Below are 25,960 nucleotides of genomic sequence, written 5' to 3'. Positions count from 1 at the left end.
AATGATCCCGTTGTCGTTCGCACAGCGTCGGTTGTGGTTCATCGACCGATTCGAGGGACCGTCGGCGACGTATAACGTCCCCTTCCTCGTGCGGTTGACCGGCGAGCTGGACCGGACCGCCCTGCAGTCCGCGGTGCGCGATGTCGTGGCACGGCACGAGAGCCTCCGCACGCTCATCGTGATGAACGAGCAGGGCGTGCCCTCGCAGCAGGTGCTGCCGGTGGCCGAGGCGCTGCTCGACCTGCCGCTCGTCGAGGTCGCGCCCGACGCGGTGGACGAGGCCGTGTTCCAGGCGGCGCAGTACACCTTCGACCTGTCGGCGGAGATCCCGGTCCGCGCCACCCTGCTGCGCTCCGGCGAGCGGGAGCACGTCCTGCTCCTGCTGGTCCACCACATCGCCAGCGACGGCGAGTCGATGGAGCCGCTCTCCCGCGACCTGGCCACCGCGTACACCGCGCGACTGCGGGGCGGGGCCCCGCAGTGGGCGGACCTGCCCGTGCAGTACGTCGACTACACGCTGTGGCAGCGCGAGCTGCTCGGCGACGAGAACGACCCCGACAGCGTGGTCTCCACGCAGGTCGCCTACTGGCGGGACGAGCTGCAGGGCGTGCCGACTCCGCTGCGCCTGTCCTCGGACCGCCCGCGCCCGCCGGTGGCCAGCCACCGCGGTGACACGGTCGGCTTCCCGATCGACGCCGAACTGCTGGCGGCCGTCGAGACCCTGGGACGCGAGCGGGACATGACCGTCCCGATGGTGCTCCAGGCCGCCCTCGCCGTGGTGCTCCAGCACCTGGGCGCCGGCCAGGACATCGCCATCGGCTCCACCGTCGCGGGCCGCACCGACGACGAACTCGCCGACCTGGTCGGCTTCTTCGTCAACACCTGGGTGCTGCGCACCGACCTCTCCGGCGCGCCCACCTTCGACCGGGTGCTGGAGCAGGTCCGGCAGAAGGCGCTGACCGCGTACGACAACCAGGACGCCCCCTTCGAGCACCTGGTGGAGGTCCTGAACCCGGAGCGGTCCACGGCCTACCACCCGCTGTTCCAGGTCATGTTCACCTGGGAGAACGACGCCTGGATCGAGCTGGACCTGCCGGGTCTGGAGCGGGCCCGCTTCGAGGTGCTCGCCACCCCGACGGCCAAGTTCGACCTGGAGTTCAACTACTTCTCGGACCCGGCCGGTCCGGGCATGCTCTGCTACCTCGAATACGCGACCGACCTCTTCGACCGCTCCACGGCGCAGTCCGTCGTCGACCGCTACCTGCGGGTCATCCGCGAGGTCGTCGCCCGCCCGGACCGCCCGGTCGCCCTGGCGCCCGTCTTGGACGGCGCCGAACTGGACACCGTCGTACGGGAGTTCAACGACACCGCGGTGACCCTGCCCGAGGTGACGGTGGCCGACCTCTTCGAGCGGCAGGCCGCGGCGACCCCGGACGCGGTCGCCCTGGAGGCCGGGGACGAGGTCCTCACCTACCGCGAACTCGACGCGCGGGCCTCCCGCGTGGCGCGTGAGCTGGCCGCGCACGGGGTGGGCGCCGAGACGCTCGTGGGCGTGGCCCTGCCGCGCACGGCGGACCTGGTCGCCGGGCTGCTCGGCGTGCTCAAGGCCGGCGGCGCGTACCTGCCGATCGACCCCAGATACCCGAGCCGACGGCTCGACTTCATCCTGGAGGACGCGGCCCCCGGGCTGATCCTCACCGACGAGCAGACCGTCGGCGTGCTGCCGAAGACGCAGGTCCCGCAGCTGTTCCTGGGCGACATCGACTTCGACGCGCCGGCGGACGCGGACGCGGCCCCGGCCCCCGTCACCACCCGCCCCGGCCAGGTCGCGTACGTCATGTACACCTCCGGCTCCACGGGCACCCCCAAGGGCGTGGCGATCACCCACGCCAACGTGGTGAACGACGTGCTCGGGCTGGCCACGGCGATCGGCGTCGGCGCGGGGACGCGCGTGCTCGCCGGCACCTCGGTCAACTTCGACGTCTCCGTCTTCGAGCTCTTCGCCACCCTCTGCTCCGGCGGCACCGTCGAACTGGTGCGTGACGCACTGGTGATCGGTGAGCGCGGCGGCTGGAGCGGCGGCGTGATCAGCACCGTCCCGTCCGTCTTCGCGGAGCTCCTCGGACAGGTCGACGGGAACATCCGCGTCGACACCGTGGTCTTCGCCGGTGAGGCCCTGCCCGCCTCGCTGGTGCAGCGGGTCCGCGAGGCGATCCCCGGGGTCCGCGTCGTCAACGCCTACGGCCAGAGCGAGTCGTTCTACGCCACCACCTACGCGCTGCCCGCCGACAAGGAGTGGGACGGCTCCGGCAGCGCCCCCATCGGCGCCCCGCTCGGCAACGTCCGCACCTACGTGCTCGGCCCCGGCCTGCGGCCCGTCCCGGTCGGCGTGGTGGGCGAGCTGTACGTCGCCGGCGAGATCGGCCGCGGCTACTTCGGCCGCACCGGGCTGACCGCCGACCGCTTCGTCGCCGACCCCTTCGGGCCGGCCGGTTCGCGCATGTACCGCACCGGCGACCTGGCGCGCTGGAACACCGCCGGACAGCTGGAGTACGCCGGCCGCGACGACGCGCAGATGAAGGTGCGCGGCTTCCGCATCGAGCCCGGCGAGATCGAGGCCGTCCTGACCGCCCACCCGGGCGTCGCCCAGGCCGTGGTCACCATCCGCGAGGGCCGCGGCAGCAAGCAGCTCGTCTGCCACGTGGTCCCGCTGGAGGCCGACCAGAGCGGCTTCGGCACCGTCGCCAGCCTCGGCGACCTCGACGTCGACCTGACCACCAGCGTGTCCGTGCGCGAGCTCCGGCGCTTCGCCGCGGGCCGGCTGCCCGAGTTCATGGTCCCGTCCGTCTTCGTCATGGTCGGCCGGCTGCCGCTGACCGCCAACGGCAAGCTCGACCTGGCGGCGCTGCCCGAGCCCGACTTCACCGGCGGCGAGTACCGCGCCCCGCGCAACGCCGCGGAAGAGGTCCTCGCCGCGGTCTACGCCGAGGTGCTCGGCCTCGACCGGGTCGGCATCGACGACGACTTCTTCGCCATCGGCGGCGACTCCATCCGCTCCATCCAGGTCGTCTCCCGCGCCCGTAGCGGCGGTGTGGAGGTCAGCCCGCGCCAGATATTCGACCACCGCACCGTCGCCGAACTGGCCGCGGTCGCGGTCGTCGGGGTCGCGGCCGGCACCGGCCCGGTGCTGGCGGAGCTGGAGGGCGGCGGCGTCGGCTGGATGCCGCTGCTGCCCATCGGCGAGTACCTGCTGGAACTCGGCGCGGGAACCGACCGGTTCGCCATGTCCATGGCCGTCGAGCTGCCCGAGGGCATCGACCGGACCGCTCTCGCCGCCACCCTCGGCGCGGTGCTGGACCGGCACGACGTCCTGCGCTCCCGCCTGGTCACCGGCGACGGCGGCGACGGCACGGGCCGCGCGGGCCTGGAGGTCGGCGCGCCCGGCTCGGTCGACGCGGACGCGCTGATCCGCCGCGTCGAGTGCGACGGCCGCTGGGACGAGCAGTGGTTCGAGACGGCCACCGCCGAACTGGACGCCGCCACCGGGCGGCTGGACGCCGCGGCCGGTGTCATGGCGCAGTTCGTCTGGTTCGCCCCGCAGGAGGGCGCCGGCCGGCTGCTGCTGGTCCTCCACCACTTCGTCGTCGACGGCGTGTCCTGGCGCATCCTGCTGCCGGACCTCGCCGCCGCCTGGGAGCAGGTCCGCGAGGGCCGCACCCCCGAGCTGCCCGAGGTGGGCACCTCGGTCCGCCGCTGGGCCCACGCCCTGGCCGAGGAGGCGTCGTCGCCCGAGCGCGTCGCCGAACTCGCCCTGTGGCGCTCGGTCGTGGCCGGCCCCGACCCGCTCCTGGGATCGCGCGCCCTGGACCCCGCCGTCGACGTGATGTCCACGGTCGACCACACCTGGCTCAAGCTCTCGGTGCCCGTCACCGAGACCCTGCTCACCACCCTGCCGGCCCGCTTCCACGGCGGTGTCAACGACGGCCTGCTCGCGGCGCTGACGCTGGCCGTCGCCCGCTGGCGCCGGGCCCGCGGCATCGACGAGTCCTCCGCCCTGATCCGGGTCGAGGGACACGGCCGCGAGGAGGACCTCGCCCCGGGCGCCGACCTGTCGCGCACGGTGGGCTGGTTCACCACCATGTTCCCGGTCCGCCTCGACCTCGCCGGGATCGACCTCGACGAGGCGTTCGCGGGCGGCGCTGCCGCCGGCTCCGCCGTCAAGGCGGTCAAGGAGCAGCTCCTGTCCCTCCCGGACAAGGGCGCGGGCTACGGCCTGCTGCGCCACCTGAACCCGCAGACCGCCGAGGTGCTGCGCCGGTACCCGACCGGCCAGATCGGCTTCAACTACCTGGGCCGCTTCTCGTCCTCCGCCGACGTGCCCGAGCACCTGCGCGGCCTGGGCTGGACCCTCGCCGAGGGCACCACCGAGCTGATCGCGCACCCCGACGGGCGGATGCCCGCCCTCTCGACGCTGGACGTCGGCGCGCTCGTCACCGACACCGAGCAGGGCCCGCAGCTCACCGCGCGGCTCGCCTTCCCCTCGGGCCTGCTCTCGGCCGAGGACGTCGAGGAGCTCGCCGAGCTGTGGAGCACCGCCCTCCAGGCCCTGGCCCGGCACGCCGCCGAGCCCGCCGCGGGCGGTCTGACCCCCTCGGACGTGCCGCTGGTCCGGGCGACCCAGGGCGAGATCGAGGCCTGGGAGGAGCGCTACCCCGGCCTGGAGGACGTCTGGCCGCTGACCACGATGCAGGACGGTCTGCTCTTCCACGCCCAGCTGGCCGGCTCCACCTTCGACGCGTACCAGATGCAGCTGGTCTTCCACCTCGCCGGCGAGGTCGAGCCGGCCCGGATGCGGGCCGCCGGCCAGGCGCTGCTCGACCGGTACCCCAACCTCCGCGCCGCGTTCGTGTTCGACGCGGCGGGGGACCGGGTGCAGGTCGTACGCGACCGCGTGGAGCTGCCCTGGCAGTACCTCGACCTCAGCGGGTTCGGCGAGGAGGGCCGCGAAGAGGCGCTGAAGCGCTTCCTGACCGAGGACCACAACTCCCACTTCGACCTGAGCCGGCCCCCGCTCGTGCGGATGTCCCTCGTCATGCTGGCCCCCGACCGCTGGGAGCTGGTCTTCACCGCCCACCACGTCCTCTTCGACGGCTGGTCGATCCCCGTCCTCATGCAGGACCTGCTGCGGCTCTACGGCTCCGAGGGCGACGCCTCCGCGCTGCCGCGGGTGCCCGGCTACCGCGACTTCCTGGTGTGGCAGACCGGCCAGGACCGCGAGGCCTCGGCCCGCGCCTGGGCCGAGGAGCTCGCCGGAGTCGAGTCGCCGACCCTGATCGCCCCCGAGTCCGCCGCCGCGGCCGACCCGGCCGGCATCGGCCAGATCGACATCCCGCTGTCCGCGGACGACGCCCGCGACCTCGGCCGGCGCGCCGCCGAACTGGGCCTCACCCTCAACACCCTGGTCCAGGGGACCTGGGCGCTCGTGCTCGCCGGGCTGACCGGCCGCCAGGACGTGGTGTTCGGCGCCACCGTCTCCGGCCGCCCGCCCGTCGTCCCCGGCGTGGACTCGATGGTCGGCCTGTTCATCAACACCCTGCCCGTCCGGGTGGAGTGCGGCCCCGGCGCCACCCTCGGCGAGCTGCTGCGCGACCTGCAGAACCGGCAGAGCGCCCTGCTCGACCACCACCACCACGGGCTGCTCGACATCCACCGCTCCATCGGGCTGAACATCCTGTTCGACACCCTCGTGGGCTTCGAGTCGTACCCGATCGACGGCGTCGCCATCAAGGAGGCGACCTCGGCCGCGGGCATATCGATCACCGGCATCAGCCCGCTCAGCGGCGCGCACTACCCGCTGGTCGTGATGGCCTTCGCCGACCCGCACCTGCGGGTGGCGCTCCAGTACCAGCACCACCTCTTCGACCCGGAGACCGTCGAGGGCATCGCCGCCCGGTTCGCGCGGATCCTCCGGCAGCTCGTGTCGGACCCGGACACCCGGGTCGGCGCGGTGCACGTCCTGGAACCCGCCGAGCGCGAGCTGCTCCTGGGCGAGTTCAACGACACGGCCGTGCCCGCCCCCGGGAAGACCGTCCCGGCCCTGTTCGAGGAGCAGGCCGCCGCGACGCCCGAGGCGACCGCCGTCGCCTTCGGCGGCCAGAGCCTCACCTACCGCGAACTGGACACCCGGGCCAACCGGCTGGCCCACGTGCTCGCCGCCCGCGGCGTCGGCCAGGAGTCCGTCGTGGGCGTGGCCCTGCCGCGCTCGACGGAGCTGGTCGTGGCCCTCCTCGCCGTCCTGAAGGCCGGCGGCGCCTACCTGCCGGTGGACCCGGAGTACCCGGCCGAGCGCATCGGCTTCATGCTGAACGACGCCGCGCCGACCCTCCTCCTGACCGACTCCGAGATCGTCGCCGGGCTGCCGGCCGGTCCCTGCCCGTACGTGGTCCTGGACGACGCGGACACGGCCCTGGCCGTCGCCGCGGCCCCCGCCGACGCCCTGCCGGCCGCCGCCCACGGACGCGTCGACCAGCTCGCGTACGTCATGTACACCTCCGGCTCGACCGGCGTCCCCAAGGGCGTCGGCGTCACGCACCGGGCCGTGTCCGGCCTGGCGCTGGACCGCCAGTACCGGGGCGGCGCCCACGAGCGGGTCCTCGTCCACTCCGCACAGTCCTTCGACGCCTCCACCTACGAGCTGTGGGTCCCCCTGCTGGGCGGCGGCACCGCGGTCGTGGCGCCCGTCGGCAAGCTGGACGCCGGCGCGCTCGCCGCGGTCATCGCCGAGCAGCGGGTCACCGCGCTGTGGCTGACCGCCGGTCTGTTCAAGGTGATCGCCGACGAGAACCCGGAGTGCTTCGCGGGGGTCCGCGAGGTGTGGACCGGCGGTGACGTCGTCTCCCCGGCCTCGGTCACCCGCGCCCTGCGGGCCTGCCCCGGCCTCAAGGTCGTCGACGGCTACGGCCCGACCGAGACCACCACCTTCGCCACCACCCACCCGATGCCCGACCCGGAGCGGGTCGGCGAGCCGATCCCGATCGGCCGCCCGATGGACAACATGCGGGTCTACGTCCTCGACGCGGGCCTGCGCCCCACGCTCCCCGGCGTGGCCGGCGAGCTCTACATCGCCGGTGCGGGCCTGGCCCGCGGCTACGCCCACCGGTCCGCGCTGACCTCCGAGCGCTTCGTGGCCTCGCCCTTCGGCGGCCCCGGCGAGCGGATGTACCGCACCGGCGACGTGGTGGCCTGGACCCCGGACGGCGAACTCGTCTTCCAGGGCCGCGTGGACACCCAGGTCAAGATCCGCGGCTTCCGCATCGAGCCCGCCGAGGTCGAGGCCGCCCTGGCCGCCCACCCCGGCGTCGCCCAGGCCGTGGTCACGTGGAACGAGGACCGGGCCGGCGAACGCCGCCTGGTCGGCTACGTGGTCCCGCGCGTGGACGGCTCCGACACCTCCGGCGCCGCCGAGCAGGTCGACGAGTGGGAGGAGATCTACGACGACCTCTACGCCGTCTCCGACGCGGCCTGGGGCGAGGACTTCACCGGCTGGAACTCCAGCTACGCCGGCGGAGCGCCGATCGCGCTGGACGAGATGGCCGTGTGGCGCGACGCCGCGGTGGAGCAGATCACCAACTGGTCGCCGCGCCGCGTGATGGAGATCGGCGTCGGCACCGGCCTGCTGATGTCGCAGACCCTCGGGCAGGTGGAGGAGTACTGGGGCACCGACATGTCGGCCGCGGTGATCGACCGGCTGCTCGTACAGGTGGAGCAGACCGGCTTCGGCGACCGCGTGCACCTGCGGCACCAGAACGGCGACGACATCGCCGGCCTGCCGCGCGAGCACTTCGACCTCGTGGTCATCAACTCCGTCGTGCAGTACTTCCCCGACGCCGAGTACATGGACCTGGTCCTGGCCAACGCGATGGAACTGCTGGCCCCCGGCGGCCGGATCCTCGTCGGCGACGTCCGCAACGCCGCCACCCTGCGGCTCTTCCGCTCCGGCGTGCAGCGCGCGCTGCACCCCGAGGCCTCCGCCTCGGTCAGCCGCGCCGCCGTCGCCCGCGCCATCCTCATGGAGAAGGAGCTCGTCCTCGACCCCGAGTGGTTCACCCGGTGGGCCGAGCGGCACGGCGCGGGCGGCGTGGACATCCGGCTGAAGGCCGGCCGTCCGCACAACGAGCTGACCCGCCACCGCTACGAGGTGCTGCTGCACAAGGCGCCCGTGGCCGCGCTCCCGCTGAGCGAGGTCCCGGCCCGGCAGTGGGGCCGCCAGGTCGACGACCTCTTCGGCCTGGAGGACTTCGTCCGCGCGGGCGGCGACCGGCCCGTACGCGTCACCCGCATCCCCAACGCGCGGCTCGCCGAAGAGGTCGAGTCCGCCGCGGCCGTGGGCGTGATCTCCGCACCCGCCGCCTCCGGCCCGGTGCTCGACCCGCAGGACCTGCGGGAATGGGCCGCCGAGCGCGGTTGGGGCGTACTGCTCACCTGGTCGGCCGCCGCGGCCGAGTGCTTCGACGCGGTCTTCTTCCCGGCCGGGCCCGTCACCGACCAGGTGCTGACCGGCGGCTTCACGCCGTCGGGCCGGGCCGACCGGACGCTGGCCAACGAGCCGGCCGCCGCGGGCCGGATCGGCACTCTGGTGGGCGCCCTGCGCGGCTACCTGAAGGACCGGCTGCCCGACCACCTGGTGCCGTCCACCGTCGTCGCCATCGCCGAGGTGCCGCTGACCCCCAACGGGAAGCTGGACCAGCGGGCCCTGCCCGCCCCGGACTTCGCGGCGGCGGCCACCGGCCGGGCTCCGCGCACCCCGCAGGAAGAGGTCCTGTGCGGCCTGTTCGCCGCGGTGCTCGGCCTGGACCGGGTCGGCATCGACGACGACTTCTTCGCCCTGGGCGGCCACTCCCTGCTCGCCACCCGCCTGGTCAGCCGGATCCGCCAGGTCCTCGACGTCGAACTGCCCATCCGGGTCGTGTTCGAGGCGCCCACGGTCGTGGAGCTGGTCGAGCACCTCGCCGCCGGAGCGCCGGTCCGCCCGCCGCTGCGGCGCACCGCCGAGCGCCCGGACTCCGTACCGCTGTCCTTCGCCCAGCGCCGCCTGTGGTTCATCGACCGCTTCGAGGGACCCTCGGCCACCTACAACGCGCCCTTCCCGCTGCGCCTGACCGGCGAGCTGGACCTGCCGGCGCTGGAGGCCGCGCTGCGCGACGTCGTGGCCCGCCACGAGAGCCTGCGCACGCTGATCGTCGAGGACGCCGACGGCGTCCCGGCCCAGCACGTGCTGCCGGCCGACGAGGCAGAGCTGCAGGTCCCGCTCGTGGAGGTGGCGCCCGGCGGCCTGGCCGACGCCATGGCCGAGGCCTCGGCGTACCTCTTCGACCTGGCCACGGAGATCCCCGTACGGGCCCCCGTGCTCCGGCTCGGCGCGCAGGAGCACGTCCTGGTCCTGCTGATCCACCACATCGCGAGCGACGGCTCCTCGATGGCCCCGCTGGCCCGCGACCTCGCCACCGCGTACGCGGCCCGCAAGGAGGGCGGCGCCCCGCAGTGGGCCGAGCTCCCGGTCCAGTACGTCGACTACACGCTGTGGCAGCGCGAGGTGCTCGGCGACGAGGAGGACCCGGCCAGCGCGCTCGCCGCACAGGTGGGCTACTGGCGCGGGGAGCTGGCGGGGGTGCCGCAGCCGCTGCAGCTCGCCTCCGACCGCCCGCGCCCGGCCAAGGCCTCCCACCGCGGCGAGTCGGTCGAGTTCGCCCTCGCCCCCGAGGTCGCCACCGCGGTCGAGGAGCTGGCGCGCCGGCACGGTGCGACCTCCTCGATGGTGCTCCAGTCCGCCCTGGCCGTGCTGCTGCACGGACTCGGCGGCGGGGACGACCTGACGATCGGCTCCCCGATCGCCAACCGCACCGACGAGGCCCTCGCCGAACTGGTCGGCTTCTTCGTCAACACCTGGGTGCTGCGCGTCGACCTGTCGGGCAACCCCGCCTTCACGGAGCTGCTGGAGCGCGTCCGGGGCAAGTCCCTGGCCGCGTATGACAACCAGGACGTCCCCTTCGAGCGGCTGGTGGAGGTGCTGAACCCGGAGCGGTCCACCGCCTACTCCCCGCTGTTCCAGGTGATGTTCGCCTGGCAGAACTTCGCCCGGAAGGACTTCGCCCTGCCGGGTCTGCAGGTGGAGTTCGAGCGGGTCCGCACCGAGACCGCCAAGTTCGACCTGTTCTTCAACATGGCCGACCTGCCCGGCATGGGTGTGGTGGGTCTCCTGGAGTACGCCACCGACCTGTTCGACCGGGAGACGGCCCAGGCCGTCGCCGACCGCTTCGTACGGGTGGTGGGCCTGCTGGCCGCAGCCCCCGAGCAGCGGGTGTCCGCGGTCGAGCTGGTGCAGCCGGCCGAGCGCGAGCTGGTGCTGCAGGGCTTCAACGCCACGCAGGAGCCGACCCCCGAGGTGACCGTGCCCGGGCTGTTCGAGCTCCAGGTGGCGGAGCGGCCCGACGCGGTCGCGCTGGTCTGCGGCGAGGAGTCGCTGACCTACCGCGAACTGGACGAGCGTGCCAACCGGCTCGCCAGCGAGCTGGCCGGACACGGCGTGGGCCCGGAGACGGTGGTGGGCGTCGCCCTGCCGCGGTCGGCGGACCTCGTCGCGGCCCTGCTCGGCGTGCTGAAGGCGGGCGGCGCGTACCTGCCGATCGACCCGAAGTACCCGAGCCGGCGCCTGGAGCACATCCTGTCCGACGCGCGGCCGAGGCTGCTGCTCACGGACGCGGCCACCGCCGGTGTCCTGCCGGAGTCCGGGATCACCCGCCTGTACCTCGGCGACCTGGCCCTCGGCTCCGCGGCCGGCTCCGGCGACACGGCGCCGCCGGCGGGCCTGCTGCCCGGCCACGCGGCGTACGTGATGTACACCTCCGGCTCGACGGGCGTGCCCAAGGGCGTGACCGTCACCCACGCCAACGTGGTCAACGGCGTGCTGCGGCTCGCCTCCACGATCGGCGTGGACTCCGGCACCCGTACGCTCGCCGGCGCCTCCGTCAACTTCGACGTCTCCGTCTTCGAGGTCTTCACCACGCTGGCGGCGGGCGGCACGGTCGAACTGGCCCGCGACGTCCTCGTCATCGGCGAGCAGGGCGGCTGGACCGGCGGCGTGATCAGCACGGTCCCCTCGGTCTTCGCCGAACTCCTCGACCAGGTCAACGGCGAGATCACCGCGGACGCCGTGGTGTTCGCCGGCGAGGCACTGCCCGCGTCCCTGGTCCGCCGGGTCCGCGAGGCCGTCCCGGGCATCCGGGTGGTCAACGCCTACGGCCAGACGGAGAGCTTCTACGCCACCACCTTCGCGCTGCCGGCCGACGAGGACTGGGACTCCGCGCACACCGCCCCGATCGGCGCACCCCTGGGCAACATGCGCACGTACGTCCTGGGAGCCGGCCTGAAGCCGGTGCCCGTGGGCGCCGTGGGCGAGCTCTACGTGGCGGGCAACCTGTCCCGCGGCTACCACGGCCGCGCCGCGCTGACCGCCGAGCGCTTCGTCGCCGACCCGTACGGTGCGGCCGGATCGCGGATGTACCGCACCGGCGACCTGGCCCGCTGGCGGGCCGACGGGCAGCTGGAGTACGTCGGCCGCGGCGACGCCCAGCTCAAGATCCGCGGGTTCCGCATCGAGCCCGGTGAGATCGAGGCGGCACTGACGGCCCACCCCGGCGTGGAACACGCCGTGGTGACCAGCCAGAGCGCCCCCGACGGGGCCAAGCGCCTGGTCGGCTACGTGGTCAGCTCCCCGGACTCCGGCGGTCAGGTCGACGCCCAGGGCCGGTTCGAGGCCGACATGACCTCCGGCATCACCATGCGGGAGCTGCGCCGCTTCATCACCGGCCGGCTGCCCGAGTTCATGGTCCCGGCGGTGCTCGTCCCGCTGGACCGGCTGCCGCTGGCCCCCAACGGCAAGCTGGACCGCGCGGCCCTGCCCGAGCCGGACTTCGCCGGCGAGAGCTACCGCGCCCCGCGGGGCCGCACCGAGGAGGTGCTGGCGGGGGTCTACTCCGAGGTGCTCGGCCTGGAACGGGTCGGCATCGACGACGACTTCTTCGCCATCGGCGGCGACAGCATCCGGTCCATCCAGATCGTCTCCCGCGCCAAGGCGCAGGGCGTCGTGGTCAACCCGCGGCAGATCTTCGAGCTGCGGACGGTCGCCGAACTGGCCACGGCCGCCGGCAGCCAGAGCCTGGGCCCGGTCCTGGCCGAGCTGGAAGGCGGCGGCACCGGCGTCATGCCGCTGCCCCCGATCGCCAAGTACATGCTCGAACTGGGCAGCAGCTTCAACCGGTTCTCGATGTCCGCGGCGCTCGAACTGCCCCGGGACATCGACGAGGACGGGCTGACCGCGGTCCTGACCGCCGTGCTCGACCACCACGACATCCTGCGCTCCCGTCTCGTCCTCGACGGCGACGGCAGCCTGGAGATCGCCGCCCCCGGCACGGTCGATACGGCCGCGCTGGTCCGGCGGGTGGAGTGCGCGGGCACCTGGGACGCGGCCTGGCTGGAGACGGCCAGGGCCGAACTCGACGCCGCCACCGGCCGCCTGGACCCGGCCGCCGGCACCATGGCCCAGTTCGTCTGGTTCGCCCCGGAGCAGGGCGCCGGCCGGCTGCTGGTGGTCCTGCACCACCTCGTCGTCGACGGCGTGTCCTGGCGCATCCTGCTCCCGGACCTCGCCACCGCCTGGGAACAGATCGGCGCGGGCTCCGCCCCGAGCCTGCCCGCGGTCGGCACCTCTGCCCGCCGCTGGGCGCACGCCCTGCTCGACGAGGCGTCCGACGCGGACCGCATCGCCGAACTGGCGCAGTGGTCCGAGCTGCTGGACTGCAACGACCCGGTCCTCGGCTCGCGGGCCCTGAACCCCGCGGTGGACGTCATGTCCACCGTGGAGACGGTCTCCCTGGAGCTGCCGGAGCAGGTCACCGAGGCGCTCCTGACCACGGTGCCCACCGCCTTCCACGGCGGGGTCAACGACGGCCTCCTGGCCGCCCTCGCGCTCGCGGTGACGCAGTGGCGCGCCGACCGGGGCGTCGAGGAGTCCTCGACGCTGATCCGGCTCGAGGGACACGGCCGCGAGGAGCAGGTCGTGCCCGGCGCCGACCTGTCCCGCACGGTGGGCTGGTTCACCAGCATGTTCCCCGTACGGCTCGACCTCGGCGGCCACGACGTGCAGGAGGCACTCGCCGGCGGCGCCGCCGCGGGCGGCGTGCTCAAGGCCGTCAAGGAACAGCTCCTGGCCATCCCCGACAAGGGCGTCGGCTTCGGCCTCCTGCGCTACCTCAACCCGTCCACCGCCGCCGAACTCGACTGGCGGGCCACCCCCCAGATCTCCTTCAACTACCTGGGGCGGGTCGCCGCCGGCGACACCGCCGACGGGCAGCAGAGCGGCTGGAACCTGGCCGCCGACGCGCTCGGCCTCGCCGCCGACCTGGACGCGGACATGCCCGCGCTGTCCACGGTCGAGATCAGCGCCTACGTCACCGACACCGACAGGGGCCCGCGCTTCAACGCCCGGGTCTCCTACCCGGCCGGCGTGCTCACGCAGGCCGAGGCCCAGGCACTGGCCGACCTGTGGGTCCGCGCCCTGGAGGGCTTCGCCCACCACGTCGCCGCCCCCGGCGCCGGCGGCCTGACCCCCTCGGACGTGCCGCTGGTCCGCATGACCCAGGGCGAGATCGAGAACTGGGAGGCGCAGTACCCGGGTCTGGCCGACGTCTGGCCGCTGACCCCCCTCCAGTTCGGTCTGCTCTTCGAGACCATGCGCCTGGAGGAGGACGCCTTCGACCCGCACATCGTGCAGGTGGCCTTCCACGTCCAGGGCCAGGTCGACCCGGCCCGGATGCGGGTCGCCGCGCAGGCGCTCCTCGACCGGTACGCCAACCTGCGCACCGCCTTCGTCACCGACGCGAGCGGCGACCTCACCCAGCTCGTCCTCGACGAGGTCGAACTGCCCTGGCGGGTCGCCGACCTCCGCGGGCTCGACGAAGCGGGCCGCGAGGAGGGGCTGGAGCGGATCCTCGCCGAGGACCACTACGCGCAGTTCGACCCGGCGAAGCCGCCGATGCTGCGGGCCTCGCTGGTCCAGCTGGCGGAGGAGACCTCCGAGCTGGTGCTGACGGTGCACCACGCGCTCTTCGACGGATGGTCGTTCCCGCTGCTCGTACGGGACCTCGCGTACCTGTACGCGTCCGAGGGCGACGCCTCCGAGCAGCCGCGCGTGCCCGAGTACCGGGAGTTCCTGCGCTGGCTGTCCCGGCGGGACGACAAGGCGGCCGCCGCGGCCTGGGCCAAGGAGATGGAGGGGGTCGGCGAGGCCACCCTGCTCGCCGCCGAGACCCCGGAGGACGCCGGCGACGACGCCCGCGTCGGACAGGTCGACGTCCCGCTGCCGCTGGACGAGGCCCGTGCGCTCAAGAAGCGCGCCGCCGAACTGGGCGTGTCGATGGGCACCCTGGTCCAGGGCGTGTGGGCGCTGATGCTCGGCCAGCTCACCGGAAAGCGGGACGTGATCTTCGGAACCACGGTCTCCGGCCGCCCGGCGGAGGTGCCCGGCGTCGACCAGATGGTGGGTCTGTTCGTCAACTCCCTGCCCATCCGCGCCGAGTACGCGCCGAGCGACACCCTCGGCCAGGTGCTGAAGAACCTCCAGGAGCGCCAGACCGCACTGCTGGACCACCACCACTTCGGGCTCCACCGCATCCAGCGGGAGGCCGGCCTGAAGGAGCTCTTCAACACGATCGTGCTGTTCCAGTCCTTCCCGGTCGACAAGGAGGCCCTGGGCGCGGCCAACACCGCGGCGGGCGTCTCGTTCACCGGCATCCGCCCGTCCGCCGGCGCCGCCTACCTGGTGGGTCTGGCGGCCGACGCCGAGCCCTACCTGCGCATGATCCTGCAGTACCAGCGGCAGGCCATCAGCGCGGAGACGGTGGAGCGGATCGCCGAGCGGGTGCTGCACATCCTGCGGCAGCTGATCGCCGACCCGGAGATCCCGGTGGGCGCGCTGGACGTGCTCCACGAGGCCGAGCGCGACCGGATCCTCCTCGCCTTCAACCAGACGGCGACCGAGACCCCGGCCCTCACGCTCCCCGCCCTGTTCGAGCGGAAGGCCGCCGAGACGCCGGACGAGATCGCGGTGCTCTTCGAGGACGAGAAGGTGACCTACGGGGAACTGGACGCGCGGGCCAACCGGCTGGCGCGGGCCCTCGTAGAGCGCGGTGTCGGACCGGAGACGGTCGTCGGCGTGGCCCTGCGGCGCTCGCCGCAGTGGCCGGTCGCGGTCCTCGCCGTGACGAAGGCGGGCGGCGCCTACCTGCCGCTCGACCCGGCCTACCCGGCCGACCGGCTCACGTACATGGTCGAGGACTCGGCGATCGGGCTGATCCTGACCGACGCGGTCACGGCGGACCGGCTGCCCGACCTGCCCTCGCAGCTGCTGGTCCTGGACGACCCGGAGTTCGCCGGGGCCCTGGCCGGGACCGACGGCGCCGTGCTGACCGACGCGCAGCGGACGGGCCCGCTCGTGGTGTCCAACACCGCCTACGTCATCTACACCTCGGGATCCACCGGCCGGCCGAAGGGCGTGGCCGTCACGCACACCGGCTTCGCCAACATGGTCGCGGAGGTGACGGAGCTGCTCGGCATCACCGCCGGGAGCCGGGTCCTGCAGTTCGCCTCGCCGAGCTTCGACATCTCGGTCGCCGAGATGTGCATGTCCCTGTTCGCCGGGGGCGCCCTGGTCATGGCGGACCCGGACCGGCTCACGCCGGGGGCCCCGCTCGCCGAGACCGCCGACACGTACGGGGTGACCCACGCGATCCTGACGCCCACGGTGCTCGCCGCCATGCCGGCGGGCTCGCTGTCCAGCGTCTCCTCGCTGATGGTGGCCGGTGAGGCCACCTCGCCGGAGCTGGTGGCCACCTGGTCCGCCGGACGCCGGATGTTCAACGGCTACGGTCCGACCGAGACCACCATCGGCGCGACGGTGGGCGAGCTCACCGCCGAGGGCACCGTGTCGATCGGCCGCCCCATCCGCAACACCCGGGTGTACGTGCTGGACGCCGCACTGCGGCCGGTCCTGCCGGGCGTGCCCGGTGAGCTCTACATCGCCGGCGCGGGCCTGACCCGCGGCTACGTGGGACGGCCGGAGCTGACCGCCCAGCGGTACGTGGCCTGCCCGTTCGGCGAGCCCGGCGAGCGGATGTACCGCACCGGCGACCTGGTCGAGTGGACCCGGGACGGCGAGCTGGTGTTCCGCGGCCGCACCGACAACCAGATCAAGATCCGCGGCTTCCGCATCGAGCTCGGCGAGATCGAGTCCGCGCTGGCGGCCCACCCGACGGTGGACCACGGCGTGGTCACCGCCCGGGACAACCTGGCCGGCGACAAGCAGCTCGTCGCCTACGTCGTCCCCGCACCCGGCGAGAGCGTGGTGGCCGAGGCCCTGCGCAAGCACCTCACCAGCCGGATGCCGGAGTACATGGTCCCGTCGGCCTTCGTCACGCTGGAGCAGCTGCCGCTCACCCCGAACGGCAAGCTGGACCGGGAGGCCCTGCCCGACCCGGAGTTCACCGGCGGAGCGGACTACCGCGCCCCGCGCAACCCGCTGGAGACCACCCTGGCGAAGCTGTTCGCCGAGGCGCTGGAGCTGGAGAAGGTCGGCATCGACGACGACTTCTTCGACCTCGGCGGCCACTCGCTGCGCCTGACCCGCCTGATCAGCCGGATCCGCGCGGTCCTCGGGGCCAAGGTCCCGATCCGCGTGATGTTCGGCGCCACCACGGTGGCGAAGCTGGCCGAGTACCTGGAGTCCCAGGTCAAGACCGCCCAGGCGCCCGTCTTCGCCGACCCGTTCGCGGTCGTCCTGCCGATGCGCACCGAGGGCACGAAGCCGCCCCTGTGGTTCATCCACCCGGGTGTCGGACTGTGCTGGTCCTACGTGGGCCTCGCCCAGCTCCTCGGCGACCGGCCGGTGTACGGCATCCAGGGCCGCGGCTTCGACGGCACGGGCCGGGCCGAGTCCACCCAGGCGATGCTCGACGACTACCTGGAGCAGATCCTGGCGGTCCAGCCGGAGGGTCCGTACCACTTCGTCGGGCACTCCACGGGCGGCACCTACGCCCACGCCCTCGCCGCGGCACTGAAGCGGCGGGGACACGAGGTGGCGCTGCTGGCCCTCATGGACAGCCCGCCGAGCGGCTGGTTCCGGCACATCGAGGACCCGGTGAACATGCCGGAGGTCCGCGAGTTCTTCAAGGAGTTCTTCATCGGCTCCGGAGTGGACGAGGACCGCGAGGCGCTGGTGGAGAACGGCAGCCACCTCTTCAAGTCGCACGCCGAGATGCTGCTGGAGTGGGACTCGCCCGTCTACGACGGCGACGCGGTGTTCTTCAACGCCACGCAGAACCCGGACGAGTCCTACGCGGCGATCTGGGCCCCGCACATCGGCGGAACCATCCACGAACACGACATCGACGCCACGCACATGGGCATGCCGAAGGCCCAGCCCGCGGCCGAGATCGCCCGCATCATCAACCTCCACCTCGAGGGGAACTGACCATGACCGGGACACCCGCCGGCGCGGACGCGAAGGAAGCGGCGGCCTTCGTCGACCGCCTGGACATCAATCCGGAGTTCTTCTGGCTGCGCGGCCACAAGCCCGAGCACCCGGTCGAGGTCAACGACTACGGCATCGTCAACGTGTACGGGTACAAGGAGGTGCTGGAGGTCGTCGGCGATCCGAAGACGTTCTCCAGCGACGTCGCCGAACTGATCGCGGGCGACGTGGAGATCGACCCCGAGTTCAGCGACGGCACCCTGCTGCAGTCCGACCCGCCGGACCACACCAAGCTGCGCAAGATCATCAGCAAGGCGTTCACCCGGGGGATGGTCGCGGCCCTGGAGCCGCGGATGGTCGAGATCACCCACGAACTGCTCGACGCGGTGGACGGCCAGGACAGCATCGAGATGGTCGACGACCTCGCCTACCCGATGCCGATCATCGTCATCTCCGAGCTGCTCGGCGTACCGCAGAGCGACCGCGACCTGTTCAAGACGTGGGTCGACCGGATGGCCCACAGCGCGGTCGCCCTCACCTCGGGCGACCGGGACCTGGACGAGGACGTCGACGCCCAGGCGGCCATGCGCGTGGTCCCGGAGATGTTCCAGTACCTCCGGGAGCACGCCGCCGAGCGCCGGATCAAGCCGCGCGAGGACCTGCTGACCAAGCTGGTCGAGGCGGAGGTCGACGGGGAACGGCTCAGCGACAACGCGGTCGTGAACTTCGCCAACGAGCTGCTCGTCGTCGGCCACGCCACCACCAGCGCACTGCTCGGCAACACCCTGCTGTGCCTGGACGCCTACCCGGAGCACCTGGCCGCCGTACGCGGGAACCCCGGCCTCACCCCCGGTCTGATCGAGGAGTCGCTGCGCTACCTCAGCCCGATCGCGACGGCCTACAAGGCCTGCGTCGCCGAGGGCGAGCTCGCCGGCGTCAAGGTGCACCCGGGGCAGCTGGTCGCCATCTCGCTGTCGGCGGCCAACCGGGACGAGCGCCAGTTCACCCGCCCGCACCTGTTCGACCCGTACCGCGACCCCAATCCGCACATCGGCTTCGGCCGGGGCATCCACTTCTGCCTCGGCGCCCCGCTGGCCCGGATGGAGGGCCGGATCGCGACGGACATCCTGCTGGACCGCTTCCCGAAGATGCGGACGGACCCGGACAACCCGCCGACCTTCCTGCCGCTGCCCCACGTCATCTCGACCTCGGAGCTCCCGCTCCTCGTCCGATGAGGCGCCGACCCGCGGCCCGTGACCGGGCCACCGAAGGAGAAGTTCGATGACCAGCCCCCTCGACAAGTGGGAGATGCATCCACGGCACTTCTGGCTGCGCGGGATCCAGCCCGAGGCGCCGATCGAGTACGACCCCGAGGTCGGGATGTGGCACGTCTACGGGTACCCGGAGACCCTCGAGATCCTCAGCGATCCCGCGACGTACTCCTCCGAGGTGGCCGCGCGCTACGTCAGCCCCGAACAGGCCGAGGTCGCCTTCGACGGGAACCTGACCCAGGCGGACCCGCCGGAGCACCAGAAGCTGCGCAAGCTGGTGGGCCGCACCTTCACCCTGAAGATGGTGGCCGAGCTCGAATCGCGCATCACCGCGCTCACCCACGAGCTGCTCGACGAGGTCAAGGGCGACACCTTCGACCTCGCGGAGGCACTGGCCTACCCGCTGCCCGTGATCGTCATCTGCGACATGCTCGGCATCCCCCGCGAGGACCGCGAGCTCCTCAAGGAGTGGGCCGACCAGTCGCTGATGGCGAGCACCCAGCTCACCACGCACCAGGGCGACCAGGCGCAGGAGGAGTCCCTCGACACCCAGGCCGAAGCGGCCATGGCGATGGGCTTCTACATCCTCGACCTGGTCACCCAGCGCCGCGCCGAGCCGCAGGAGGACCTCCTGTCCCGGCTCGTCGAGGCGGAGGTCGACGGGGAGCGGCTCACCGACCGGCAGATCGTCAACTTCGCCAATCTGCTGATCTCGGCCGGCCACATCACCACCACCATGCTGCTGGGCAACACCATCCTGTGCCTGGACGCCTTCCCGGACGTCGACGAACGGGTGCGGAAGGACCGGTCGCTGGTGCCGACCCTGCTGGAGGAGTCGCTGCGCTACCTGAGCCCGCTCGCCGCGGGCTACCGGGTCACCACGCGCGACGTGGAGATCGCCGGGGTCAAGGTGCCCGAGGGCGACGTGCTGGAGGTCTGGTTCTCGGCCGCCAACCGGGACGCCCGGGTGTTCGAGAACCCGGACGTGTTCGACCCGGCCCGCAATCCCAACCCGCAGATCGGATTCGGCCGGGGCATCCACTTCTGCCTCGGCGCCCCGCTCGCGCGGCTGGAGGGCCGGATCGCGATGAACATCCTGTTCGACCGCTTCCCGAAGCTGCGGGTGGACCCGGACGACAAGCCGACCTTCCTCACGTCCCCGGAGTTCACCGGGGTCTGGAAGCTGCCGATCCGGGTGAACTAGCCCCCCGTACCCCCCCACACCACCCCGTGAGGCATACGCCGGCAGCGCGCCGGCGTATGCCTCACGGGCGGTCTCCACTGGGCACGACGACACCGGCCACCGCGGCCGGCGCAGGACAAGGAGCATCTCTTGACCCACTACGACGTGATTGTGGTCGGCGCCCGGTGCGCCGGGGCTCCGGCCGCGATGCTGCTCGCGCGCGCCGGCTACCGGGTGCTCATGGTCGAGCGCGGCACCTTCCCCAAGGACACCCTCTCCACGCTCTACATCCATCAGCCCGGCGTCGCCTCCCTCGCCCGGTGGGGCCTGCTCCCCGCGGTGGTGGCCACCGGCGCCCCCGCCCTCGACCACGTCCGCTACACCCACGGCGACATCCAGCTCGACGGCTGCTCCTGGGCCGCCGACGGGCAGCCCGCCGCCTACGCGCCCCGCCGCTACCTGCTCGACCCGATCCTCGCGCAGGGCGCCGTCGACGCGGGCGTCGAATTCCGCGAGAACTGCTCGGTGAGCGACCTCGTCTTCGACGGCGACCGCGTCGTCGGCGTCCGGCTCGGCTCCACCGGCACCGTCGAGCGGGCCACGCTCGTCGTCGGCGCCGACGGCATGCGCTCCACCGTCGCGGCGAAGGCCGGCGCCCCCCTCGTCGTCGAAGACCCCACCTCTACGTGCGCCTACTACTCCTACTGGTCCGGCCTCCAGCCCGGATTCAGGCTGTACGACACCCCCGGGCACTGGGTCGGCACCGTGCCGACCAACGACGGGGCGACGCTCGTCGCCGGCTACCTCCCCCAGGAGCAGTTCCACAGCGTGCGCGGAGACGCCCTGAACGCCCTGCTCACCAACGTGGAGAAGACCGCCCCCGAACTGCGGGAGGAGATGGCGGGCGGCGCCCGCCTGGAGCGCGTCTACGGCACCGGCGACCAGCGCAACTTCTTCCGGCAGGCCGCCGGGCCCGGCTGGGTGCTCGTCGGCGACGCCGCCCACCACAAGGACTCGATCACCGCACGCGGCATCACCGACGGCTTCTACCAGGCCCAGCTGCTCGCGGACTGCATCGGCGACGGCCTCCACGACCCCGACCGGCTGCGGACGGCCCTCGACACCTACGCCGAACAGCGGCTGGAAGCCCTCACGCCCGAATACCGCGCCACCCTCAAGACCGCCCGGCTGGACCCACCCGCCCACCACGTGGACCTGCTGCGCGCCATCGCCACCAGCCGCGACCTGACGGACCGGTACTTCTCCACCCTGTCCGGTGTCTGCCCGCTCGACGAATTCGTCACCCCCGAACTGCTCGACCTGATGGAAGAGATGGAAATGAAAGGAATGAAGGGATGACCGACGGGACCACCGGGAACGACCGGCTGCCGCTCACCTTCGGGCAGGAGCTCATCCGGTCCGGACACCGGCAGGAGGGGGCGTACGGTCACCACCCGGTCATCGCGCTCCGGCTGACCGGCACCCTCGACCGCGCCGAACTCACCGGGGCCCTGCGGCTCCTGGCGGCCCGGCACGAGCCGCTGCGCACCACGTTCACCGAGGCCGGCGGCCGGCCCGTGCAGAAGGTCTGGCCGGCCGGGCCGCTGGAGCTGGAGTCCGCCGACCTGGCGGCGCTGCCCGAACCCGAGCGCGGCCGCGGGCTCGACGCCCGCGTCGCGGAGCTCGCCGCCAGGCCGTACGACCTCGCCTCCGGCCCGCTGCTGCGCTCCCTCCTGGTCCGCCTCGGCGCCGACGAGCACGTGCTGGTGCTGAACGCCCACCGCATCGCCGTGGACGCCCGCTCCCGGGACCTCGTCGTCGCCGAGCTGACCGAGCTGTACGCGGCCGCCGTGTCCGGGACGGCAGCCCGGCTGCCCGAACTCCCGGTCCGCTACGCCCAGTACGCGGCCGAGCAGCGCGCACGCGTCTGCGAGGCCGGGCTCGCCGCGCAGCTGGAGCACTGGCGCGGACACCTCGCCGGCCTGCCCGCCCTGCGGCTGCCCACCGACCGGCCCCGCTCCCGGGCCCGCAGCGCGGCCGCGGCCCGCCACGCGTTCCGGATACCGGCCGAGGCCGCGAAGGGCCTCACCGCGGCGGCCGAGGCACACGGCGGCACACTGTTCGCCGGCCTCTTCGCCGCCTGCCAGGTGCTGTTCTCCCGGCACACCGGCCAGGAGGACCTGGCCCTGGGCACCCTGGCGGACGGCCGCCCCCAGCCGGTGCTCGACGGCCTGGTCGGGGCGTTCGACAACCCGCTCCTGCTGCGCGCCCACGTACGCTCCGAGGCGCCGTTCACCGAGCTGCTGGCGCAGACCTGCGCCACCCTCGACGAGGCCGCCGCCCACCAGGACGTGCCCTTCGAGCAGGTCCGCACCGCCCTGGGCGAGGGCAAGGACGCCGGCGACACCCCCGACGTCCAGGTGATGGTGGTGCTGCGCGGCGCCGGCCTGCCTGCTGAGCCGGTGCAGGCCCCGGGACTCGCCGTACAGGCCGTCCCCGCGCCCGGCGTGCCCGCCGAGTACGACATCACCGTCGAGTTCACCGAGACCGGCACGGGCGAGCTGGCCGGCGCCCTGGAGTACGACAGCGCCCTCTTCGACGCGGTCACCGTCGAGGTGCTGGCCCGCCACCTCTCGGTGCTGCTCGGCGCCGCCGCCGCCGACCCGGCCACCGCCGTGGACGAGCTGCCGCTCGCCGACGAGGAGGAGCTGCGCCTCCTCACCACCGCATGGGCCGTCAACCGGGCCGAGTTCCCCTCCGAGAGCTGCGTCCACGAGCTCGTCGCCGAACAGGCGCGCCTGCGCCCCGACGCCGTGGCCGTCAGCGCCGGCCTGGAGACGCTGACCTACGCCGAGCTGGACGCCCGCGCGAACCGGTTGGCCCACCTGCTCGTCGCCGACGGGGTCCGGCCCGGCACGTTCATCGCCGTCTGCCTGCCCCGCGGCCCCGAGCTCGTCACCGCGCTGCTCGGCGTACTGAAGGCGGGCTGCGCCTACCTGCCGCTGAACCCCGACTACCCCGGGGACCGGCTGAGCTTCATGCTCTCCGACGCCGAAGTGCCGCTGTGCCTCACCGAGTCCTGGCTGACCGGCAAGCTGCCGTCCGACGGTACGCGGATGATCTCCCTGGACGAGCAGGACGCGGCCCTCGCCGCCCAGCCGGCCGGGGCCCCGGACGTCCGGGTCACCGCCGACGACCCCGCGTACATCATGTACACGTCGGGCTCCACGGGCACGCCCAAGGGCGCCGTGATCGGACACCGCTCCGTCGTCCGGCTGTTCCGCAACGCCGACTGGATGTCCCTGGGCCCGGACGACGTCATGGCCCAGGGCTCGGACGTCACCTTCGACGCGGCCATCCTCGAGATCTGGGGCCCCCTGCTGGCGGGCAGCCGGATGGTCGTCATCGACAAGGACACGCTGCTGGACCCGGCGGAGCTCACCGCCGCACTGCGCCGGGGCGGCGTCACGACCCTGTTCGTGACCACCGCCGTCTTCAACCAGATCGTCGCCTCCGACCCGTACGCCTTCGGGGCGCTGCGCCACGTGCTCTTCGGCGGCGAGGCGGCCAACTCCGTCCGCGTGGCCGAGGTCCTGGCGGCCGCGCCGCCGCAGCGGCTCGTGAACCTCTACGGACCCACCGAGACCGCCGTACTCGGCACCTGGCACCTCATCCGGGAGGCCGACGAGAACATGCCCGTCCCGATCGGCCGCGCCGTCGCGAACACCACCGCGTACGTGCTCGACGAGCGGCTGCGGCCGGCACCGATCGGGGTGGCCGGCGAGCTGTTCATCGCCGGCCCGGGCGTCGCCCAGGGCTACCTCAACCGGCCCGAACTGACCGCGGACCGTTTCCTGGACAACCCGCACGGCGAGGCCCCGGACCACCGGATGTACCGGACCGGCGACCTGGTGCGCTGGACCAGCGCGGGCGTCATCGAGTACGTGGGCCGGGCCGACCACCAGGTCAAGGTCCGCGGCTACCGCATCGAGCCGGGCGAGATCGAGCTCGTGCTCCAGCAGCACCCGGACGTCGGGGTGGCGCTGGTCCTGGCCCTGGCCGACGGCGAGCACAAGCGCCTCGTCGGCTACGTGACCCCCGCCGTGGCGGGACACCACCCGCAGCCGGCAGAGCTGCGGGAGTTCGTCTCGGCCCGGCTGCCGGTTCACATGGTGCCCTCCGCCGTGGTGTCCCTGGAGCAGTTCCCGCTCACCCCGAGCGGCAAGGTCGACCGCAAGGCCCTGCCCGCCCCGGAGCACGGCGCCGCCCCCTCGGGCGCCCGGGAGCCCCGTACCGCCACCGAGCGGCTGCTCGTCCAGATCTGGTCCGACGTGCTCGGCATCCCGGCCGTCGGCGTCACCGACAACTTCTACGAGTTGGGCGGGGACTCCATCCTCGGCATCAAGGTGGTCGCCGCGGCGAGGAAGGCCGGGCTGACGATCTCCGCCAAGGACGTGCTGCGCAAGCAGACGATCGCCGATCTCGCCGCCACCGCCGTGGTGGCGGAAGCCGCCTGAGGCCCTCCGCCCGCCCCCTGCCACTCTCCGTGGAAGACCTTGACCGGGCCGCGGACCTCAGGGTCCGCGGCCCTGGAGGAGACATACCGATGACTGCCACCACCCTGCCGGCGGCCGACCTCGCCGACCTGGCGACCCTGGCCGATCCGGCCGCCTACGACCTGACCGACCCGCAGACCTTCGAAGACAACGACCCGCACCAGCTGTGGCGGCCCTTCCGCGCGCACAACCCGGTCTTCTGGCACGCGGCCCGGGACGGCAAGCCCGGATTCTGGGTCCTCACCAAGTACGACGACATCATGACCGCCTACCGCGACAACAAGCGGTACACCTCCGAGCAGGGCAACGTGCTCAGCACCCTGCTCCTCGGCGAGGACTCCGCCGCGGGCAAGATGCTCGCCGTCACCGACGGCCCGCGCCACCGCGAGATCCGCAACCTGATGATGAAGTCCTTCTCGCCGCGCGTCCTGGCCCCGGTCGTGGAGAACGTCCAGAAGCTCACCGACCGCCTCATCTCCGAGGCCGTCGAGGAGGGCGAGGTGGACTTCGTCACCGCCGTCGCCGACCGGATCCCCATCCACAGCATCGGCGACCTCATGGGCATCCCCGCCGAGGACCGCGAGCAGCTCGTGGACTGGAACGCCCAGACCCTGTCGCGGTACAGCGCCGACGACGGCGAAGAGGTCTCGCTGATGGCGCGCAACGAGATCGTGCTCTACATCTCCGGCCTGATGGCCGAGCGCCGCCGCAACCCCGGCGAGGACGTCCTCAGCACGCTGGCCACCGCCACGATCGACGGCGAGCCGCTCAGCGAGGAGGAGATCATCTACAACGCGTACAGCCTCATCCTGGGCGGCGACGAGTCGAGCCGGGCCACCGCCTCCGGCATCGTCCACGCCTTCAGCCAGTACGAGGACCAGTGGCGCCGGCTGAAGAACGCCGAGGTCACCCTGGAGAGCGCCACCGAGGAGGTCATGCGATGGACCACGCCGACCATGCACTTCGGCCGGCACGCCCTGGTGGACATCCCGATCCGCGACCACGTCGTCAAGGCCGGTGAGATCGTCACCCTGTGGAACAGCTCGGCCAACTTCGACGAGGACGTCTTCGCCGATCCGTACACCTTCGACCTGGCGCGCACGCCCAACAAGCACGTCAGCTTCGGCCACGGCCCGCACTTCTGCCTCGGCGCCTACCTGGGCCGTGTCCACATGATCTCCATGCTGGAATCGCTGCGCACGCGGGTGGCCGGCATCGAGCTGCTCGCCCCGCCCACCCGGCTCTTCTCCAACTTCGCCAACGGCCACGCCACCCTGAAGGTCCGCCTCACCGGCGAACGCTCCGCCTAGCCCCCCCGCGGTACACATGGCGAAGGCCCTCCCGATCGGTTGACCGGGAGGGCCTTCGC

Annotated in this window: 6 protein-coding genes; all 6 read left to right on the top strand. The window is 72.9% G+C overall.

Features of this window, described 5'->3' with window-relative positions; all coding sequences use genetic code 11:
- Positions 1-10: 10 nt before the first annotated feature.
- Positions 11-17,581, top strand: a complete 17,571-nt coding sequence (locus ACIPYQ_RS28145) for an amino acid adenylation domain-containing protein (protein WP_401256414.1) — start codon at positions 11-13, stop codon at positions 17,579-17,581.
- Positions 17,582-17,583: 2 nt separating this feature from the next.
- On the top strand, positions 17,584-18,816 hold the full coding sequence (locus tag ACIPYQ_RS28140; protein WP_401256411.1) for a cytochrome P450: 1,233 nt from the start codon (positions 17,584-17,586) through the stop codon (positions 18,814-18,816).
- A gap of 46 nt (positions 18,817-18,862) precedes the next feature.
- A complete protein-coding gene (locus ACIPYQ_RS28135; RefSeq protein ID WP_401256408.1) occupies positions 18,863-20,056 on the top strand; it encodes a cytochrome P450 in 1,194 nt (397 codons plus the stop codon).
- 129 nt (positions 20,057-20,185) lie between these two features.
- Positions 20,186-21,394 (top strand): NAD(P)/FAD-dependent oxidoreductase, encoded by a 1,209-nt coding sequence (locus ACIPYQ_RS28130; protein ID WP_401256405.1) that lies wholly within the window; start codon positions 20,186-20,188, stop codon positions 21,392-21,394.
- On the top strand, positions 21,391-24,552 hold the full coding sequence (locus tag ACIPYQ_RS28125) for an amino acid adenylation domain-containing protein (protein WP_401256402.1): 3,162 nt from the start codon (positions 21,391-21,393) through the stop codon (positions 24,550-24,552). The genes ACIPYQ_RS28130 and ACIPYQ_RS28125 overlap by 4 nt, the downstream gene beginning before the upstream one ends.
- Positions 24,553-24,641: 89 nt before the next feature.
- Positions 24,642-25,901, top strand: a complete 1,260-nt coding sequence (locus tag ACIPYQ_RS28120; protein WP_401256398.1) for a cytochrome P450 — start codon at positions 24,642-24,644, stop codon at positions 25,899-25,901.
- Positions 25,902-25,960: the final 59 nt, after the last annotated feature.

Source organism: Streptomyces sp. NPDC090045 (assembly GCF_044747975.1).
GTDB lineage: Bacteria > Actinomycetota > Actinomycetes > Streptomycetales > Streptomycetaceae > Streptomyces.
The sequence above is the reverse complement of the archived record's forward strand: the minus strand, read 5'-3'. Positions and strand labels throughout refer to the sequence as shown.